Annotated in this window: 12 protein-coding genes and 2 pseudogenes; 6 read left to right on the forward strand and 8 right to left on the reverse strand. The window is 74.3% G+C overall.

Features of this window, described 5'->3' with window-relative positions:
- Window positions 1-23: 23 nt before the first annotated feature.
- The 3 genes from AB0K43_RS02455 to AB0K43_RS02465 all read right to left on the reverse strand — a co-directional run bounded on the left by AB0K43_RS02455 (window position 24) and on the right by AB0K43_RS02465 (window position 5,028).
- Window positions 24-1,124, reverse strand: a complete 1,101-nt coding sequence (locus AB0K43_RS02455; protein ID WP_363634917.1) for an ionic transporter y4hA — start codon at window positions 1,122-1,124, stop codon at window positions 24-26.
- Window positions 1,125-1,208: 84 nt separating this feature from the next.
- Window positions 1,209-1,916, reverse strand: coding sequence for a DUF2071 domain-containing protein (locus AB0K43_RS02460; RefSeq protein ID WP_363635261.1), 708 nt, complete (start codon window positions 1,914-1,916; stop codon window positions 1,209-1,211).
- Window positions 1,917-2,088: 172 nt separating this feature from the next.
- A complete protein-coding gene (locus AB0K43_RS02465; RefSeq protein WP_363634919.1) occupies window positions 2,089-5,028 on the reverse strand; it encodes a polysaccharide lyase family 8 super-sandwich domain-containing protein in 2,940 nt (979 codons plus the stop codon).
- A gap of 242 nt (window positions 5,029-5,270) precedes the next feature.
- On the opposite strand from AB0K43_RS02465, the gene AB0K43_RS02470 reads away from it, so the two are divergent.
- Window positions 5,271-5,927: an NAD(P)-binding domain-containing protein gene (locus AB0K43_RS02470; RefSeq protein WP_363634921.1), complete on the forward strand. Its 657-nt coding sequence runs from the start codon at window positions 5,271-5,273 to the stop codon at window positions 5,925-5,927.
- Window positions 5,928-5,967: 40 nt separating this feature from the next.
- A complete protein-coding gene (locus tag AB0K43_RS02475) occupies window positions 5,968-6,708 on the forward strand; it encodes a PIG-L deacetylase family protein (protein WP_363634923.1) in 741 nt (246 codons plus the stop codon).
- Here the strand turns inward: AB0K43_RS02475 and AB0K43_RS02480 are convergent.
- Both AB0K43_RS02480 and AB0K43_RS02485 read right to left on the reverse strand, forming a co-directional pair.
- Window positions 6,672-7,385: a DedA family protein gene (locus tag AB0K43_RS02480; protein ID WP_363634925.1), complete on the reverse strand. Its 714-nt coding sequence runs from the start codon at window positions 7,383-7,385 to the stop codon at window positions 6,672-6,674. The genes AB0K43_RS02475 and AB0K43_RS02480 overlap by 37 nt on opposite strands.
- Before the next feature lie 37 nt (window positions 7,386-7,422).
- A complete protein-coding gene (locus tag AB0K43_RS02485; protein ID WP_363634927.1) occupies window positions 7,423-7,617 on the reverse strand; it encodes a DUF1918 domain-containing protein in 195 nt (64 codons plus the stop codon).
- Window positions 7,618-7,948: 331 nt separating this feature from the next.
- Here AB0K43_RS02485 and AB0K43_RS02490 point away from each other — a divergent pair.
- Window positions 7,949-10,330 (forward strand): annotated as a pseudogene (locus AB0K43_RS02490) (discoidin domain-containing protein); the annotation flags it as partial.
- A 117-nt stretch (window positions 10,331-10,447) separates the two neighbouring features.
- Window positions 10,448-10,828: pseudogene (locus AB0K43_RS02495) on the forward strand (discoidin domain-containing protein); the annotation flags it as partial.
- A 72-nt stretch (window positions 10,829-10,900) separates the two neighbouring features.
- On the opposite strand, the gene AB0K43_RS02500 reads toward AB0K43_RS02495, so the two are convergent.
- Window positions 10,901-11,560, reverse strand: coding sequence for a TetR/AcrR family transcriptional regulator (locus AB0K43_RS02500; RefSeq protein ID WP_363634929.1), 660 nt, complete (start codon window positions 11,558-11,560; stop codon window positions 10,901-10,903).
- Window positions 11,561-11,774: 214 nt separating this feature from the next.
- Between AB0K43_RS02500 and AB0K43_RS02505 the strand changes: the two genes are divergently transcribed.
- Window positions 11,775-13,886: a SpoIIE family protein phosphatase gene (locus tag AB0K43_RS02505; RefSeq protein ID WP_363634931.1), complete on the forward strand. Its 2,112-nt coding sequence runs from the start codon at window positions 11,775-11,777 to the stop codon at window positions 13,884-13,886.
- 140 nt (window positions 13,887-14,026) lie between these two features.
- On the opposite strand, the gene surE is transcribed toward AB0K43_RS02505, so the two are convergent.
- Window positions 14,027-14,905, reverse strand: a complete 879-nt coding sequence (gene surE, locus AB0K43_RS02510; protein ID WP_363634933.1) for a 5'/3'-nucleotidase SurE — start codon at window positions 14,903-14,905, stop codon at window positions 14,027-14,029.
- Between the two features lie 538 nt (window positions 14,906-15,443).
- Here surE and AB0K43_RS02515 point away from each other — a divergent pair.
- On the forward strand, window positions 15,444-16,133 hold the full coding sequence (locus tag AB0K43_RS02515; RefSeq protein ID WP_363634935.1) for a phosphatase PAP2 family protein: 690 nt from the start codon (window positions 15,444-15,446) through the stop codon (window positions 16,131-16,133).
- A gap of 151 nt (window positions 16,134-16,284) precedes the next feature.
- Here AB0K43_RS02515 and AB0K43_RS02520 read toward each other — a convergent pair whose 3' ends face one another.
- On the reverse strand, window positions 16,285-16,989 hold the full coding sequence (locus tag AB0K43_RS02520) for a phosphatase PAP2 family protein (RefSeq protein WP_363634937.1): 705 nt from the start codon (window positions 16,987-16,989) through the stop codon (window positions 16,285-16,287).
- Window positions 16,990-17,392: the final 403 nt, after the last annotated feature.

Here is a 17,392-nt window from a genome sequence, read left to right on the forward strand (position 1 = left end):
GGCGGACGCGTCGGGCCGGGGTCTCAGGGGCTGACCGCGAGCACCAGGTAGGCGGCCAGGATCGCCAGGTGGACGGCGCCCTGCAACGGGGTGGCCCGCTTCGGGATGATGGTCAGGGTGCCGACGGCGACGGTCAGTGCCAGCAGCACCAGGTGGGTCGGACCGAGACCGAGCAGCAGCGGGCCCGACAGCCAGATGGAGGCGACCGCGACGGCGGGGATGGTCAGGCCGATGCTGGCGAGGGCCGAGCCGAGCGCGAGGTTGAGGCTGGTCTGCACCTGGTTGCGGGTCGCGGCCCGGACTGCGGCGATGGTCTCGGGCAGCAGCACGAGCAGGGCGATCACCACGCCCACCACCGCGGCCGGCAGGCCGGCGGCGGCCACCCCGCGCTCGATGGTCGGGGAGACCCCCTTGGCCAGCCCCACCACCGAGACCAGTGCGACGGCCAGCAGCAGGACGCTGGCCAGGGTGGCCCGCGCGCCGGGCGGGTCGGAGTGGTCCTGCGGGTCGAGCAGGTCGCCGGCCGGGGTGACGGGCAGGAAGTACTCGCGGTGGCGGACCGTCAGGGTCGCCACGAACAGGCCGTACAGCAGCAGCGAGGCGGTCGCCGCGTAGACCAGCTGGGTGGGGTTGAACTGCGGGCCGGGGGTGCTGGTGGTGAAGGTCGGCAGCACCATGCTCATGGTGGCGAGGGTCGCGATGGTGGCGAAGGCGGCGCCGGTGCCCTCCGAGTTGAAGACCGCGACCCGGTGCTTCAGCGCGCCGACCAGGATGCACAGGCCGAGGATGCCGTTGCAGGTGATCATCACGGCGGCGAAGACCGTGTCCCGGGCCAGGCCCGCGCTCTTGTCCCCGCCGTCGGCCATCAGGGTGACGATCAGCGCCACCTCGATCACCGTCACCGCCACCGCCAGCACCAGTGACCCGAGCGGCTCGCCGACCCGGTGCGCGATCACCTCGGCGTGGTGCACGGCGGCCAGCACCGCGCCGGCCAGGAAGCAGGCCACCAGCGCGACCACCGAGCCCGGCAGCGACCGCTTCCAGCTGAGCAGGAGCAGCACCAGGGCCAGCACGGGCACCACGGTGGTCCAGTACGCGGCGATCGGACGGATCCGAGTGATCATGCGGTCGAGCTTGGCAGATCGGCCCGGCCCGGCGCGGAAGTGACACCCCGCCGGCCGGCCCGCCCGGGCCGCCCTTCCCCTGGGTCAGCCGCCGGCCCGCGGTGCCCGCAGCGGCGGCCCGAAGCGGACCGGGACGCCGGGGGAGTACAGCACGCTGCACGGCGCGCCGGTGATGCCCGGCAGGCCGGCCGCGGCCAGCAGATCCTCGTCGAGGTCGAGCAGCCGGGCCCGGTGCAGCGGCCAGCGCGGGTGGACGTTCGGCAGGTACACCGGGCGGCCGGCGACGCAGTTGTGCAGGCCCCAGCGGGCGGTGAGGAAGTGCTCCAGCGCGGTCGGCCCGGCCAGCTCCTCGCCGACCTCGACCGTGATCCGGCTGCGCGCGCCGCGCGGCCCGGGCCAGCGCCGGGAGCTGGTGTAGGTGACGGTGTCACCGTCGTGCTCGATCGCCATCCGGGCCCAGACGTACGGCAGCCGGAAGCCGATCCGGGCCGCCAGCACCGGGAGCAGCCGGGAGGCCTCCAGCGAGCGGAAGACCACCCCGCGCCGGCCGTGCCGGTCCACCGAGTACAGCCGCACGTTGGTCTCCGGGAAGGTGCCCAGGTACGGCAGCCCGGGCAGGCCCAACCAGCCGATCCGGTGCATCCGGAAGGCGACCAGGCCGACGTAGGTCACCCCGTCCACGGTGTCCGGCCGGGTGCCCGCCGGCAGCAGCGGGGCCACCCGCGCCGGCTCCACCGCCCAGTGCAGGAAGGTGAGGTCGAGCCAGGACTGGCCGAGCAGCGTGGCGCGCACCGGGCGCGGCGGCTCGGCGGTGACGGGCTCCGGCGGTGCGAACGGCTGCGGGGCCGGCTGCTCCGGGGTCGGCTGCTGCGGGGTCGGCCGGTCCGGGGTCGGCCGGTCCGGGGTCGGCTGGGTCACGTCGGCGATCCTATGCCCGTACCGCCGGCGGCCTTCGGCGGACCGGTCAGCCGGTCACCAACTGCAGCACCGGCGGGTGCCCGGGGTTCTCCCGGCTGGCCAGGTCGACGGCCAGGCCGACCGCGCCGAGCGGCTGCCAGACCGCCAGCGAGAGGGCCCCGCCACCGCCCGCCGCGGGCAGGGCGGCCGCCACGGCGGCCGTCACCTCCAGGCCCACCCAGTCGGCCGTCGAGGAGATCCGTCCGGTGCCCAGGGCCGCGCCGAGGGCCGGCCCGCGGTTCCAGCTGGCGGCCGTCTCGGTCCAGCCGTCCGCTGCGGCGAAGGCCTGCAGGGTGGTCTGCGTCCCGCCGGAGTCGGCGACCGCGCCGTGCACCCAGAGCACGGCCCGGCGCAGCGTCCCCGGGACGGCCGAGACATCGAAACCGAGCAGGGCGCGGCGGGCGAAACCGCTGCCGGTCGAGTCGGTGTTCTTCACGGTCAGCGTGGTGGCGGTGCCGTAGTTGGCGTCCGCGTAGGAGCCGTCGCGCAGGTAGGTGTCCCGGGTCGGCGCCAGCATGGTCACGGTGGCGCCGGGCGCGGCCGGCCCGGTGCCGCGCAGGGTGACGCTCCGGCCGGCGCCCTGGCTGCCGCCGGTCTCCACCAGCAGCGAGACCGACCCGTCCAGCGACAGCACGCTCACCCCGGGGCCCGGTTCGGCGGCGGTGAGACCGGAGCGGGCGATGGTCACCAGCACGGTGGCGGCGTTCCGAGACGGGTCGCAGACCGTCACCGTGAGGGTGTCGCCCGCCTCCCGCAGCAGGACCGAGGCCGGTGCCGACACGGTGATCGGGCCGGCCGTGCCGGGGGTGAAGAAGTTGGCCGCCGTCACCCCCGAGGCGGTGTCCCGGATCGCCTGCGCCGCGGCGGTGTTGGCGAGCACGGTGACGGTGGGGGCGGCGGCCCGCGCGGCCGCGGCGGCGGCGCTCGCGCCCGGCATCACCAGGTAGTGGTAGCCGGCGTCGGCCGGGTCCGTGCCGTGGTCGATCCGGATCCCCAGGTAGCGCCGGGTGAGCGCCTCGGTGGCGCCGCCGCCGTTGATGTCGTGCCAACTGCCGGTGCGGGCCTCCCGCAGCACCTCGACCGCCGCCCCGCCGGGAAACACGTAGCCGCCGAAGCCGGCCAGCGCCATCGACCGGGCGGCGCCGAAGTGCGCGCTGCGGCCGAGGTCGGTCGGCTGGGTGGCGCCGTCCACGGTCAGGGCGTGGGTGCCGGTGGCCCCCAGGTTGCGGTTGTCGACCACGGTGTGCACCACCGCGCCGTCCGTGCAGGAGATCCCGGCGCCCAGGCAGACCACCGAATCGTCCAGCAGGAACCACGACTTGCGGCCGCGCAGGGTGGAGGACAGGCCGCGCAGGTCCTGCCCGACGGCCGCGTACGTCCCGTCGCAGGCGCCGCCCGCCCAGAGCGCCTCCGGCCGGGGCGCGCCCCATTCGCCGCCCGCCGCATCCGCCAGCGGCTTGGTCGAGACCGTGGTGCCGGGCAGCCGGTACGGGTCCACGGTCGGCCAGAAGGCGTCCGAGTACTGGCCGTTGCCGAAGGTCGAACCCCACCAGCAGAGCATGCCGCTGTTGCTGTGCCAGCCGCGCAGGTGCTCGCCGTTGCCGGTCTCGTAGAAGGTGGTGCGGGCCGAGCACAGGCTCAGCGAGGCGGCCCAGCCGGCCCGGCGGACCACCGCGCGGTCCATGGCGAGCACGGTCGCCCCGAGCGGCTCGGCCGCGGCCGGCACCGAGGAGTCGCCCAGCAGCCTCTGCGCCCGGGCGAGTTCGGGCACGTCGAGATAGCCGTTGGAGAGGTACGGACGGTAGCCGTCCCGGCCGATCCAGCCCTTCACGGCGGCCCGCCAGGCGGCGGACTGCCCGGCGGGCGCGGCGCCCGAGTCGGCCAGCCGCAGGATGTGCCCGAGCAGGGTGTGCCCGCGGGTGTGGTCGTCCTGCTGGAGGTGCAGCTGGTCCGCGCTCTGCAGGCCGCGGCTGACCGCCCGACCGCAGACCGCGTCCATCACCAGCCCGTTGAGGATGAACGGCGCCCAGGCGCGGGCCACCGAGTCGAAGACGTTCTGCCGCTGCGGGTCGGTCACCTGCCAGCCGGAGCCGGCCAGCAGCCCGAGCAGCCGGCTCAGCCCGCCGAGCAGCACCTCGCCGTACGAGCCGGTGTACGGGACCCAGGTGTGCTGCACGAACGACCCGTCGGCGTACAGGCCGTCGCCGCTGAGCACGTACCGGAAGACCGGGGAGAGCGCGGTCGAGGCGGTGGTGAGCTTCGCGGAGCTCCGGCCCAGCACCCCGCGCAGTGCCAGCACCCGGCACAGGTCGACCCGGTTGGCCCCGGTGCTGGTGCCGGTGTACGTGGCGACCGCGCCGTCCGGCACGAAGTGGTCCACGGCGGAGCAGTAGGCCGCGAGCTGCGCCGGGGTCAGCCCGTCGTGCAGCAGCACGGCGGTGTCCAGCAGCGCCTGCGGGGCGCCGATCTGCCAGTCCCACCAGTTGCCGTAGGCGGTGGCGGTCGGGGTGTAGGCCTGGGCGTGCAGGTGGTCGAGGCCGGTGGCGACGGCCGCGGCCAGGCCCGGGTCGCCGGTCAGACCGGTGCCGGGCTGGGCCAGGGCGAGCGCCATGGTGCGCAGCCGGACGTAACCGGCGGTGATGTTGGCGGAGTTGGTGCCCAGCGGCAGATCGGGCCAGAGCGAGCCGGCGGCCGGTGCCATCGTGTCCAGCACCGCCCGGGCCCGCCCGCCGAGCGCGGCGAGCACCCCGGCGTACGGGGCGGCGGCCGGGTCGAAGCCGCTGCCGGTGAGCAGCTCGGCCCAGCGCAGCCGCAGGGTGTCGAAGGCGTCGGCGGCCCGGGCGGGGCGGGCGCCGGCGGACCACTGGCCGGCCAGGGCCGCGGCGGCGGTGCCGCCCGCCTGGATCAGCCGGCGGCGGGTGAGGGCGGAGCGGGGGGTGGCGTCCACGGGGCCTCCAAGCCGGGATGACCGGACGGGGCGGGGCGCGGAGGGGGTGGCTCCGGTCCGGTCCGGCACGACGGTAAGCGCTTACCGCAAGGGCGTCAACGGGGCGCGCGCACCGGCCCCGCGGGGCTGTGGGGCGACATGGTGCCGATGTGACCACGCCTCAGTACCGTGGCGGGCTAAGGTTCCACCGGGGCTGCACGCACCCCGATCGAGCGTTCGAAGACCGAGGTGGGAGAGCAACGATGCGGTTCGGAATCATCGGCACCGGCACGGTCGGCCGCACGCTGGCGGCCAAGCTGGTCTCGCTCGGCCACGAGGTCACCCTCGGCTCCCGGACCAGCGACAACACGGCCGCCAACGAGTGGGCCGACCGCTCCGGCCCGTACGGGCACGCCGGCACCTTCACCCAGGCCGCCGAGTTCGGCGAGGTGGTGATCAACGCGACCGCCGGCACGGTCTCGCTCCAGGCGCTGCGGCTGGCCGGCGCCGAGCAGCTGGCCGGCAAGGTGCTGGTCGACGTCTCCAACCCGCTGGTCTTCTCCGCCACCGGCCAGGTCAGCCTGGAGCCGGTCAACACCGACAGCGTCGGCGAGCGGATCCAGCGGGAGTTCCCGGCCGCCCGGGTGGTCAAGGCGCTCAACACCGTGAACGCCGACGTGATGGTCGACCCGGCCCGCCTGCCCGGCACCCACAACCTGTTCATCGCCGGGGAGGACCCGGAGGCCAAGGCCGTGGTGCGCGCGATGCTGGTGGAGTTCGGCTGGCCCTCCGCCGCCGTCCTGGACCTCGGCGGCATCACGGCCGCCCGGAGCCTGGAGATGCTGATGCCGCTCTGGCTCGACCTGATGCGGCACTTCGGCCACGTGGACTTCAACTACTCGATCGTCACCGCCGACTGACCGGCGCCGGCGCAGCCCGGCCATCGCCACGGGGAGAACCGTGAACGACCGCACCGCATCCGACCTCGAGCCGCTGGACGAGGACTGGCAGACCGCCCTCGCCGTGGTCGCCCACCCCGACGACATGGAGTACGGCGCCGCCGCCGCGGTCGCCCGCTGGACCGACCAGGGCAAGCGGGTGGTCTACCTGATGGTCACCAGCGGCGAGGCCGGCATCGACTCGATGGACCCGCAGGAGTGCCGGCCCCTCCGGGAGGCGGAGCAGATCGCCTCCGCCGCGCTGGTCGGGGTCGACACGGTGGAGTTCCTCGGGTACCCGGACGGCGTCCTGGAGTACGGGCTGCCGCTGCGCCGGGACATCGCCCGGGCGGTCCGGCGGCACCGGCCGGAGATCGTGATCACCACCAACTTCCGGGACACCTACTTCGGCTCGTACCCCAACCAGGCGGACCACATCGCCACCGGCCGGGCCACCCTGGACGCCGTCCGGGACGCCGGCAACCGGTGGGTCTTCCGCGAGCTGACCGCCGAGGGGCACCCGCCCTGGGACGGCGTGCGGCAGGTCTGGGCGGCGGGCTCGCCCGAGGCCCGGCACGCGGTGGACACCACCGGGTACTTCGACCGCGGGGTGGCCTCGCTGGAGGAACACCGGGCGTACCTGGCCGGGCTCGGCGGGGACATGGCCGACGCCCGGGGCTTCCTGGCCCGGATGGGAGAGGCGACCGGCAGCCGGTTCGGGGTGCGCTACGCCTCGTCCTTCGAGGTGGTCCCGCTGCGCTGACCCTCCGGCCGCTCGGCCCGCTGCCGGTCCGTCGGCTGCCGATCCGGGGTCGGCGGCCCCGGCCGACCGCGGCGGCGCAGCAGCAACCGCGCGCACAGGCCGAGCAGCAGCAGGCCGAGCGCCACCAGCAGGTAGAGCTGGTAGCGCACGGCCCGGTCGTAGAGCGCGCCGATGTTGTTGCCCGCCAGGTACGCCGCGCTCGCCCAGACCCCCACCCAGAGCAGCGCGCCGACCGCGTTGGCGGCCAGGAATCGCGGCCAGGGCATCCGGCTCGCCCCGGCGACGACGCCGTTGGCCTGGCGCAGCCCGTCCACGAAGCGGGCGAACACCACCACCTTGACCCCCTGGCGGTCGAAGAAGCCCTCGGCGCGGGCCATCCGCTCGGGGGTGAGCCCGAGGTAGCGGCCCCAGCGGCGGACGAAGGCCGGCCCGCCCTTGCGCCCGATCAGGTAGCCGAGGCTGTCGCCCGCGACGGCCGCCACCACCGCGATGGCCGCCACGGCCGCGATGCTGAGCCGGCCGGTGCCGGCGTAGACGGCGGCGAGCACCAGGATGGTCTGGCCGGGGACGGGGACGGCGCAGTTGTCCAGGAACACCAGAAGGCCCACCGCCGGATAACCGTAGTCGTCCAGCAGTGGGGCCAGCGGGGCCAGCGGGCCGGGCAGGGGGGAGGTCACGTCCGAGAGCTCCCGGCGGGCACCGGCCGTACGGGGGTTACCGGGCTTCCTGGTGCGGCTCGATGATGGTGTCGGGCCCGGGGTAGATCAGACCCTCGTGGCCGTCCTCGAACTGCACCAGGTACGGCGGCGAGCCGTCGACGCCCCGGACTTCGATGATTTCGCCTTGCCGGTCCAGCATGCCCACGGACCTGCTGTGGATGTGGAGCCGGTCGCCAACCATGGCCTGCATGTGCTGCTCCTGCTCTGCTCCTGGAGACAAAAGGGACTGGTGTGTCTTCCACTGTGCGGCGCGGGGGTGCCGGGCGCAATGGCGTGGGCTCCGGCGTGGCGGGCGGCGTGGCGGCCGGGATGCGTGGGACTGCCGCCCTCGGCCGGGTGAGCGCCGCCCGCGAGGGACTGGCACTTCAGATCTTGCATGGCTGCGTCGATATTTTGCGCACGCATATGGACTTCCTGCGATCCGGGCTCGTAGTCTCGGCACGCCCGGACGCGAGCCTCTGCCGCCGGGTGCCACCCCCACCCGAGCTCTCCCCCCGAGCCGCAAGGATGTGCAGCCGCAGATGCAGCCACCACCCCGAACCCGCGGATCCCGCACCGTCGCCGCGCTCACCGCGGCCGCCCTGGGTGCCGCCGGACTGCTGACCGCCGTACTGGCCGACGCCGGTGCCGCGCACGCCGCCGGTGTCCCCGCGCTCTCCCCGCTCGCCGTGCCCGGGCGCGGTGCCACCGTGCCGTTCGTCGAGCAGGAGGCCGAGTACGCGGCCACCAACGGCACCGTCATCGGCCCCGACCGGCTCTACGGGCACCTGCCCTCGGAGGCCTCCGGCCGGCAGGCCGTCACGCTGGGCGCGCCGGGCCAGTACGTGGAGTTCACCCTCGCCGCGGCGGCCAACTCGATCGACTTCCGGTACAGCCTGCCGGACTCGGCGGACGGCAAGGGGCGGGACGCCTCGCTCGACCTGCTGGTCAACGGGAGCCGGCTGAAGAGCGTGGACGTCACCTCCAAGTACAGCTGGTACTACGGTGGTTACCCGTTCAACAACAACCCGGGCGACACGAATCCGCACCACTTCTACGACGAGACCCGGACGATGTTCGGCTCGACGCTGCCCGCCGGTACCAAGATCCGGCTCCAGGTCACCTCGACCGCGCAGTCGCCGACCTTCACCATCGACCTGGCCGACTTCGAGAACGTGGCCGCGCCGATCGCCAAGCCCGCCGGGGCGCTCGACGTGGTCGCCGACTTCGGCGCCGACCCGACCGGGGCGAGCGACTCCACCGCGAAGTTCCAGGCGGCGGTCAACGCCGGGCAGGTGCAGGGCAAGCAGGTCTACATCCCGCAGGGCACCTTCACCCTGTACGACCACGTGATCGTGGACGGGGTCACGCTCACCGGCGCCGGCCCCTGGTACAGCGTGCTCGGCGGACGGGACCCGGTGAACCGGGCCAAGGCGGCCGGTATCTACGGCAAGTACGTCACCAACGGCGGCCCGAGCCGGGGCGTCACGCTGAAGAACTTCGCCGTCATCGGCGACATCCGCGAGCGGGTGGACGAGGACCAGGTCAACGCCATCGGCGGGGCGATGTCCAACTCGCTGATCGACAACCTCTGGCTCCAGCACACCAAGGTCGGCGCCTGGATGGACGGTCCGATGGACCAGCTCACCATCAGGAACAGCCGGATCCTGGACCAGACCGCCGACGGCGTGAACTTCCACACCGGCGTCACCAACTCGACCGTGACCAACACCTTCGTGCGCAACACCGGTGACGACGGCCTGGCCTCCTGGCCGGAGGGCAAGGCGAACGCCAACGACAGCTTCACCCACAACACCGTGGTGCTGCCGATCCTGGCCAACAACATCGTCACCTACGGCGGCCGGGACTTCACCATCTCCGACAACGTCATGGCGGACACCATCAGCAACGGCGGCGGCCTGCACATCGCCAACCGCTACCCGGGGGTGAACTCCGGCAGCGGCACCGCCGTGGCGGGGACCATCACGGCGGCCCGCAACACCCTGATCCGCACCGGGAACAGCGACTTCAACTGGAACTTCGGGGTCGGCGCGCTCTGGTTCAGCGGCCTCAACGAGCCGATCTCCGGTGCCACCATCAACATCACCGACACCGACCTCCTGGACAGCTCCTACGAGGCGATCCAGACCATCGAGGGCGCGGTCAACGGGGTCAACCTCACCAACGTCACCATCAACGGGGCCGGGACCTACGCCGTCCAGGCCCAGTCCAACGCCACCATGAAGTTCACCAACGTGACCGCCAGGAACATCGCCCAGGCCGCAACCCCGATCCACAACTGCGTCGGCACCGGCTTCGCGATCACCGACGGCGGCGGCAACTCGGGCTGGAACACCGGTGCCACCTGCACCGGCACCTGGCCGGCGCCGGTCTGGACGTACGACGGGGTGCCGGCGGGCGGCGGCGGCCCCTCGCCGTCCTCCTCGCCCTCGTCCCCTGCCCCGTCCCCCTCGCCGTCGCCCAGCACCTCGACGCCGCCGGTCTGCCCGACCACCGGGAACCTGGCGCAGGGCCGGCCCGCCACCGCGTCCAGCAGCACCCAGGGCTACACCGCAGGCAACGTGGTGGACGGTGACGCCGGCTCGTACTGGGAGAGTGCCAACAACGCCTTCCCGCAGTGGGTGCAGGTCGACCTGGGGTGCCGGCAGAACCTGGCACGGCTGGTGCTGAAGCTGCCGCCGCCGAGCGCCTGGGCGGCGCGCAGCCAGACCGTCGCGGTGCAGGGTTCCGACGACGGGGCGAGCTTCTCCGCGGTGCTCGATGCCACCTCGTACGCCTTCGACCCGGCGAGCGGGAACACGGTGACGGTGAGCCTGCCGGCCACCACCGCGCGCTACCTGCGGCTGACCTTCACGGCCAACTCGGCCTGGCCGGCCGGGCAGCTCTCCGAGCTCCAGGTCTTCGGCGGCACCGGGACCGCCCCGCCGAGCCCGTCGCCCTCCTCGTCCTCCTCCAGCACCCCGCCCGCCTGCAACCCGGGCAGCGGCAACCTGGCGCAGGGCAAGGCGGCCACCGCCTCCGGCGTCAGCCAGGTCTACGGCCCGGCCAACCTGGTGGACGGTGACGCCAACTCGTACTGGGAGAGCGCCAACAACGCCCTCCCGCAGTGGGCGCAGGTCGACCTCGGCTGCCCGACCGGGGTGAAGCGGCTGGTGCTGAAGCTGCCGCCGTCGAGCGCCTGGGCGGCGCGCAGCCAGACCGTCGCGGTGCAGGGTTCCGACGACGGGGCGAGCTTCTCCGCGGTGCTCGGCGCCACCCCGTACGCCTTCGACCCGGCGAGCGGGAACACGGTGACGGTGAGCCTGCCGGCCACCACCGCCCGCTACCTGCGGCTGACCTTCACGGCCAACACCGGCTGGCCGGCCGGGCAGCTCTCGGAACTGCAGGTGTTCAGCTCGTAGGCCGCGCCGCACGGGCCCTGCCGCCCCCGCCATCGCGCCGGGGTGCCGGGGCCCGCCGGTCGAGCGTGTCGGTCAGCTCGGCAGCGGGTCCGAGAGGTAGCAGCGCAGCAGCCGCTTGCACTCCGCGATCAGCGCCGGGTCGCCGTCCGGATCGGTGCGGAAGGCGAGCTTGAGCACAGCGTCGGCACACTCCAGGCCGACCCGGACGGCGAGCGGGAAGGCGGTCGGGTCGAGCAGGCCGCCCCCGATCTCCTGGATCCGCAGCGCGACCGTGGAGTTGTTGTCGAGGTCGGCGCTGAGCAGGTGCTCGTCGTCGGCGAGGTCGGCCGGGACCCGGTCGACCAGACCGAAGTCCAGGTGGCCGAAGCCGGGCACGGCCCGCTTCATCGCCACGAACTCCTCCACCGCGAGATCCACGAAGCCCGCCACGCCCGGCGGGGCCTCGGCGGTGATCCGGCGGGTGAGGCGGTCCAGGTAACGGTCGAGGTTGCGCGCGGCGAGCGCGGCCAGCAGGCTCTCCTTGCCGGAGAAGAACTGGTACAGCGTGCCGATCGGCACCTGGGCCCGCTGGGCCACCTCCTTGGTGGTCAGAGCGGTCGCGCCGACCTCGTCCAGGAGCCCCGCGCAGGCGTCCAGCAGGCGCTCGTACCGCTCCTGGCTGCGCTGCTGCACCGGGCGCCGTCGCGGAGCGCCCGCCTGATCCCGCTCCCGTCCGCCCGCCTGCGCCGTCATGCGCCCACTCTGCCGCATCCGGCGCGTCCGGGGCCAATTCCCGGCCCGAGCCGGCTCCCGCCCGCCGCCCGGCGGCCCCGGAGCCGAGGATCAGCAGATCGGCGGGGGGACGACCCGGCCCGGGGAGCGCGCGCCGGGCCCGGCGGGGGCCGGTCGCACAGCGGTCGGCAGCGGGCGACAATGAGCAGGACGACACATGTGAGGCGTTCCGCCTATGAGCCGCAGCCAACTCCGGGCACCGGACCGAGCGGCCGCGCACGACCGCGCGGCGGTGGTGGTGGACGCCGAGGGGCGACTGCTGCTGCTCACCCCGGCCGCCGCCGCGCTCCTGGGCGCCCGGCCCGGCGAGGCCTGCGAGCCGATCGGCGCCCTGCTCGCGGAGCGGCACGAGGACGGGCCGCACGGGATCCGGCTGGCCGACGCGACGGGCGCGGCCCGGGCGTTCGACGCCACCGTGACCCCGATGACGACGGACACCACCGCGGGAGCATCCGGCGCCCCGCGCTGGCTGGTGCTGCTCACGCCGGGCGAACCACCCGGCCCGGGCGGGCGGCTCGAACTCTCCCACCGCGCCTCGGCCCGGATCGGCGAGTCGCTGGACCTGGTGGACACCGCCCAGACCCTCGCCAACCTGCTCGTCCCGGACTTCGCCGACCTGGCCACCGTCGACCTCGCCGAAGCGGTGCTGATGGGGGACGAGCCGCCCAGGCTCGTCAAGGGCGCCGATGTCCGGCTGCGCAGGGTGGCCGCCGCCCAGGGGACGGACGTCCGCGCCGAGTACCTGCTCAGAGCGGGCGACGCCATCCCCCCGGTGCCGGACAACGCGCTGATGCGGCCCCTGATGATGGGCCGCCCGGTGGTCGTGTCCGATCTGGACGTCCTGCGGCGCGCGCTCACCCTGGACCCGCAGGCCCTGCGCTCCTTCATCCCCGAGGGCGCGCACTCCTCGATGGCCGTCCCGCTGTACGCCCGCGGCCTGGTGCTCGGCTGCCTCACCCTGTGGCGCGGCGGGCCGCTCGCCCCGTTCGGCGACGAGGACGCCGCGCTGCTCGAGGAGATCACCTCCCGGGCCGCCCTGAGCGTGGACAACGCCCGGCGGTACACCAAGGAGCACCGCGCGGCCCTCGCCCTCCAGCGCAGCCTGCTGCCCCGGTCGGACACCCGGCTGCCCGCCGCCGACACGGCAGGGGTCTACCAGCCGGCGGGCGGCGCGAGCGGCGTCGGCGGGGACTGGTTCGACGTCATCCCGCTCCCCTCGCTGCGGGTGGCGTTGGTGGTCGGGGACGTGGTCGGCCACGGACTCGACGCCACCGCCGCGATGGCGCGGCTGCGCACCGCCGTCCAGGCGCTCGCCGATCTCGACCTGGAGCCGGAGGAACTGCTCACCCACCTCGACGACCTCGTGCTGGGCTTCTCGGCCGAGCACGACCATGCCGGGCCCGACCATGCCGGGCCCGACCGCCGGGCCGCCTCCTCCTCGTCCTCCGCCTCCGGGCTCGCGCTCGTCGGGGCCACCTGCCTGTACGCGGTCTACGACCCGGTGACGGGCCGCTGCTCGGCGGCCTCCGCGGGCCACCCGCCCCTGGTGGTGTGCGCCCCGGGGCAGCAGCCCGCCTTCCTGGAGGCCGCACCCGGGCCGCCGCTCGGCGTCGGCACGATGCCGTTCGGGGCGACCGAGTTCGAGGTGCCGGAGGGCACGACGCTGGCCCTGTGCACGGACGGTCTGCTCGCTGGCCGCACCGGCGACCTCGAGGACGGGATGGGCCGGCTCGGGCAGGCCCTCGGCGAGACCGTGCGCCCCGGGGCCCCGCTGGGGGAGAGCGCCCAGGCGGTCTTCGACCGCGTGCTGCCGCCCTCGCCGACGGACGACGCGGCGCTGCTGCTGGCCCGCACCCGGCGGCTGCCGCGCGACCAGGTGGCCGCGTGGGAGTTCGAGGCCGACCTCTCGCTGGTCGCGCGGGCGCGGGCACTGGTCGTGGACCGACTCACCACCTGGGGGCTGGAGGAACTCGCCTTCGTCACCGAACTCGTGGTGAGCGAACTCGTCACCAACGCCATCCGCTACGCCGGGGCGCCCGTCGGGCTCCGGCTGATCCGGGCCGGCGTGCTGGTGTGCGAGGTGTCGGATCCGAGCAGCACCCAACCCCGGCTGCGCCGAGCCCGGGAGACCGACGAGGGCGGGCGTGGACTCTTCCTGGTCGCCCAGCTCACCGACCGCTGGGGCAGCCGTTTCACCGGCGGGGGCAAGACGATCTGGTCGGAGCAGGCCATCCCGGCCGGGGCCGGGGCCGGGGACAGGGAAGGGGACAGGGGCGGGGACGGCTGACGGCGAGCTTGCGATCTCTCCACGTCAACTCCGTTGGGGCAAGGCCCTGCTGGACCACGGGGCCCGGCCGGCGGCGCCGTGCATCGGACGACCGGCCGGGCTCCGACTGTTGATGCCTCTCGGTGGCCGGTGAGGTCGGGTTACGGGTGCAGCCCGGCCAGTGCGGCGGTGGCCTTGGCGGTGTCGGACGGAGCGGCGTCCCAGTCGGCGGACAACGGGGAGATGGCGATCCTGCCGTCCTGCACGGCTTCCAGGTCCGAACCCCGGGCGGGCGTCCCCGGTGCGAAGGCGACGCTCACGTTCCAGGTGTCGCCGCCCGCGGGGGAGTAGCTGGGCGTGACGATGCGCCCGCCGTCCTGGGTGGTGATCGCGATGCCCTTGGCCGTGCCGGTGCCGTCGGCGCCCACGACCGGGTGGTTGATGTTCAGGCCCACGCCCGCGGGCAGCAGCCGGCCCGACTTGCTCCGCTCCTTGAGCCGGGCGACCAGCTTGGCGGTGAAGTCGGCCGTCGGACGCATCGCGTTGAGGGTGGCCTGCGGGTTGCCGCCGGTGAAGTCGGTGCTGACGGCGATCGCCGGGACACCGTTCTCCAGGGCCGCGACCGCGGCTCCCACGGTGCCGGAGTGGTTGGCCAACGTCCCGTAGTTCGGGCCGAAGTTGGTGCCCGAGATGACCAGATCCGGGGCCTTGTCCTTGAAGACCTGGTAGAGGCCGAACAGGACCGAGTCGCCGGGGGTGCCGTCCACGGCCCAGACGTGCTCCTCGGGGTGCTGGACGGTCACGGTGGGAACAGAGTTGATCTTCGTGCCCGCGCCGCTGTTGTTGTGCAGCGGCGCGACGATGGTCACCTCGTACCCGGCTGCGGTGAGCCGGTCGTAGACGGCTCTGATGCCCGGGGCGTCGAAGCCGTCGTCGTTGCTCAGCAGGATGCGCAGCGGCGCCGGCCCGGCGGGCCGGTCGGCGGCCGTCGCCGGCAGGGCGCCGACCAGCGCGGGGGTGCAGAGCAGGGCGACTGTCATCGGCAGGGAACGGGAACGTCGCACGGGAAGCCTCTCGGGTGAAGCCCGCGGCGTGGCACAGGGGCACAGGGGCACAGGGGCACGCAGGGCAGGCGGGGTGGAGGGCCGGGGGAGTGGACCACTGTCTGATTACACGTGTCATCCGGCAGGAGACTTTCTACACCCGTCCGCGGTGTCGCGCCAGATCCCGGCGGCGATCGGGATGGTGCGCCGCTGCGCCGGTCGGGGCGAGGTGCGATCCGATCCGGTATCGCGCCCTGTTGACGGTGGCCGTAATCACGCTATGCTCTGGCCCCTTCGGCGGCGGGCGCCCGGCCGGCCTCGGCCGAGGTGAGCGCCGGGCGCGCCCCTGCTGGTCCGCCGAGAACGCCGAGACCGGTGAACGCCGAAAGACCTCCGTCCGTCCATGCCGATGCGTGGGCGGCCCCATGGTCCGGCGGCGGCGTCCGCCGCCGGATCCGTCCCCGCACTCCGGGGCCCCTCCCCTCCTCGACCGGCGCGCGTCGATGCCCGCGGCGGCCGATCCGAAAGGTGCCACATGTCCGTTGAACGTCCCCTGGAACAGAGACCGGGGCCGCACACCGCGCCGCGGTACGCGGCCCTGGTCGGTGCGGCGGCACTCGCCGCTTCGCTGGCGATCGCCGGCCTGCTGGCCGCCGACGCCCGTACCCCCGTCCTGCGAGGTTTCGACACGGTGCTGACCGGCGCGATGAGCGGCCCGCACGACAGCCTGTTCACCGTCGTGTCCACGATCGTCCAGGCCGGGATCGGAGGCCCGCCCGGCCTCGTCGCCCCGCTGCTGCTGGCCGGCTACCTGCTCGTCTGCCGCCGCTGGTGGTCCGCGCTCTACACCTTTCTGACCTGCGTCGTGGCCGACGTGCTCGTGGTCCTCCCGTTGAAGAGCGCCGTCGACCGCCCGCGACCGGCCGACCCGTGGACCCTGGTCGACGGGGGGTCGTTCCCCTCCGCGCACGCCTACAGCGCGGCCGCGATCGCGGTCGTCCTCGGTGTGGTGGCCGCCGGTGGGGCCGGGCGGCTGCGGTGGTGGCTGTTCGGTGCGGGCTTCACCGTGCTGGTGATCTGGACCGGTGTGTGGCTGCACTCGAACTGGCCCAGTGACGCGGTGGCGGGCGCCCTCGGCGGGGCGGGCGCCGCGCTGCTGCTCTGGCGGGTCCTCTCCCCGCTGCTCCGGCGGGAGGAGGTGGGGCGGCCCGCCGACCGGCGGTAGCGCGCGGCCGAACGGCTCGTCCCCCGGTGGCGCCGGGGGACGAGCCGTTGCTCGTCGGAAGGCTCGTCGGAGTGGTCGGTCGGAGTGCGTGGCCGAACTGCGCGGCTGCGCAAGCGGGTTGGGTGGCCGGCCCGGGCGGCCGGATCGGCTGCTACCCGGCCGCGCCCTTGGCCGGCCGCGCCTCCCGGCGCAGCAGGGGAGCGAAGGCGCACCACAGCAGGAGTGCGGTCGCGGCTCCCGCGGCGGCTCCGGCGGCGGTGTCGCTGAGCCAGTGGGCGTGCAGCCAGGTGCGGCTCCACATCATCGCCGCGGTGAAGCAGCCGCCGAACAGCCACCACGGGCGCCGGTGGGCCGGGGTGACGAACAGCGCGCCGACCAGGACGGTCAGCAGCGCCGCGCCGAAGGAGTGGCCGGAGGGGAAGGAGCCGTGATCCACCCGGACCAGGGGGGCCGACGGGCGGGGCCGGTCCACGGCGTGCTTGAGCACCTGGACGACGACCATGCTGCCGCCGACGTAGGCGGTGAGGAAGTAGAGGGTCGACCACCAGCGCCGCCGGACCAGCAGGACGGCCAGCAGGGCGAGCGGGACCACGATCCCGGGTGGTCCGCCGAACAGGTCGAGCAGGCCGGCCGCGGCGCGGAGGGCGCCGCGGTGCGGACCGCCCATCAGGTGCAGCCAGCCGTCGTCGATGGCTTGGAGGGCGGGGTGGCCGGCCTCGGTGGCCACGGCTGCGCCGATCGCGGCGGCCGCGAGGGCGCAGCCCACGCCCAGCGCGAGCGTGCGCGGGCCGGTAGGCGGTCGGTGTCCCCTGGCGGGGGCGGTGCGGTCCGGTGTGGGGGTGATCGTTTCGGGCATGGGTCTCTCTCGGGGTGTCCGTCGCCCACCCGGGGGCGGGCACAAGCGGCGGAGAAGGGGGCCGATAGGTGGCCGCGTCGAGCGGCGGTGTGGTGTTGGCACGCCGAGCGGCGTTGCGGTTGCCGGGCCGTGGCGAGGGGCCGGTGCGGGCGACGATTCCGGGGTGCGGAACGCGGGCCGGCTGCCGGGATGCGTGATGTTACACGTGTAACCGCACCCGTGGCGCGCTCGCCCGGATCGGCCGGATTGCTTGTGCATTTCTTCTGGCGATAGTCAAATCAACGCGATACGCTGCGACCGTCGCAAGGACGACAGTCTGCGACCCCTGCCGCCGCCGGTAACAGCGGCGATGTCACGTGTAACCCGCGCGACGGCGAATTCGCCCCACAGTTGCGTTCCCCAC

This window comes from Kitasatospora sp. NPDC049258 (assembly GCF_040678895.1).
In the GTDB taxonomy this organism is placed as follows: domain Bacteria; phylum Actinomycetota; class Actinomycetes; order Streptomycetales; family Streptomycetaceae; genus Kitasatospora.

Excerpts from the sequence above, each read along its gene's own strand:
- AB0K43_RS02500 (WP_363634929.1), bottom strand. The coding sequence starts at position 11,560 with ATGACGGCGCAGGCGGGCGGACGGGAGCGGGATCAGGCGGGCGCTCCG.
- surE (WP_363634933.1), bottom strand. The coding sequence starts at position 14,905 with ATGACAGTCGCCCTGCTCTGCACCCCCGCGCTGGTCGGCGCCCTGCCG.
- AB0K43_RS02520 (WP_363634937.1), bottom strand. The coding sequence starts at position 16,989 with ATGCCCGAAACGATCACCCCCACACCGGACCGCACCGCCCCCGCCAGG.
- AB0K43_RS02455 (WP_363634917.1), bottom strand. The coding sequence starts at position 1,124 with ATGATCACTCGGATCCGTCCGATCGCCGCGTACTGGACCACCGTGGTG.
- AB0K43_RS02485 (WP_363634927.1), bottom strand. The coding sequence starts at position 7,617 with ATGCAGGCCATGGTTGGCGACCGGCTCCACATCCACAGCAGGTCCGTG.
- AB0K43_RS02505 (WP_363634931.1), top strand. The coding sequence starts at position 11,775 with ATGAGCCGCAGCCAACTCCGGGCACCGGACCGAGCGGCCGCGCACGAC.
- AB0K43_RS02515 (WP_363634935.1), top strand. The coding sequence starts at position 15,444 with ATGTCCGTTGAACGTCCCCTGGAACAGAGACCGGGGCCGCACACCGCG.
- AB0K43_RS02470 (WP_363634921.1), top strand. The coding sequence starts at position 5,271 with ATGCGGTTCGGAATCATCGGCACCGGCACGGTCGGCCGCACGCTGGCG.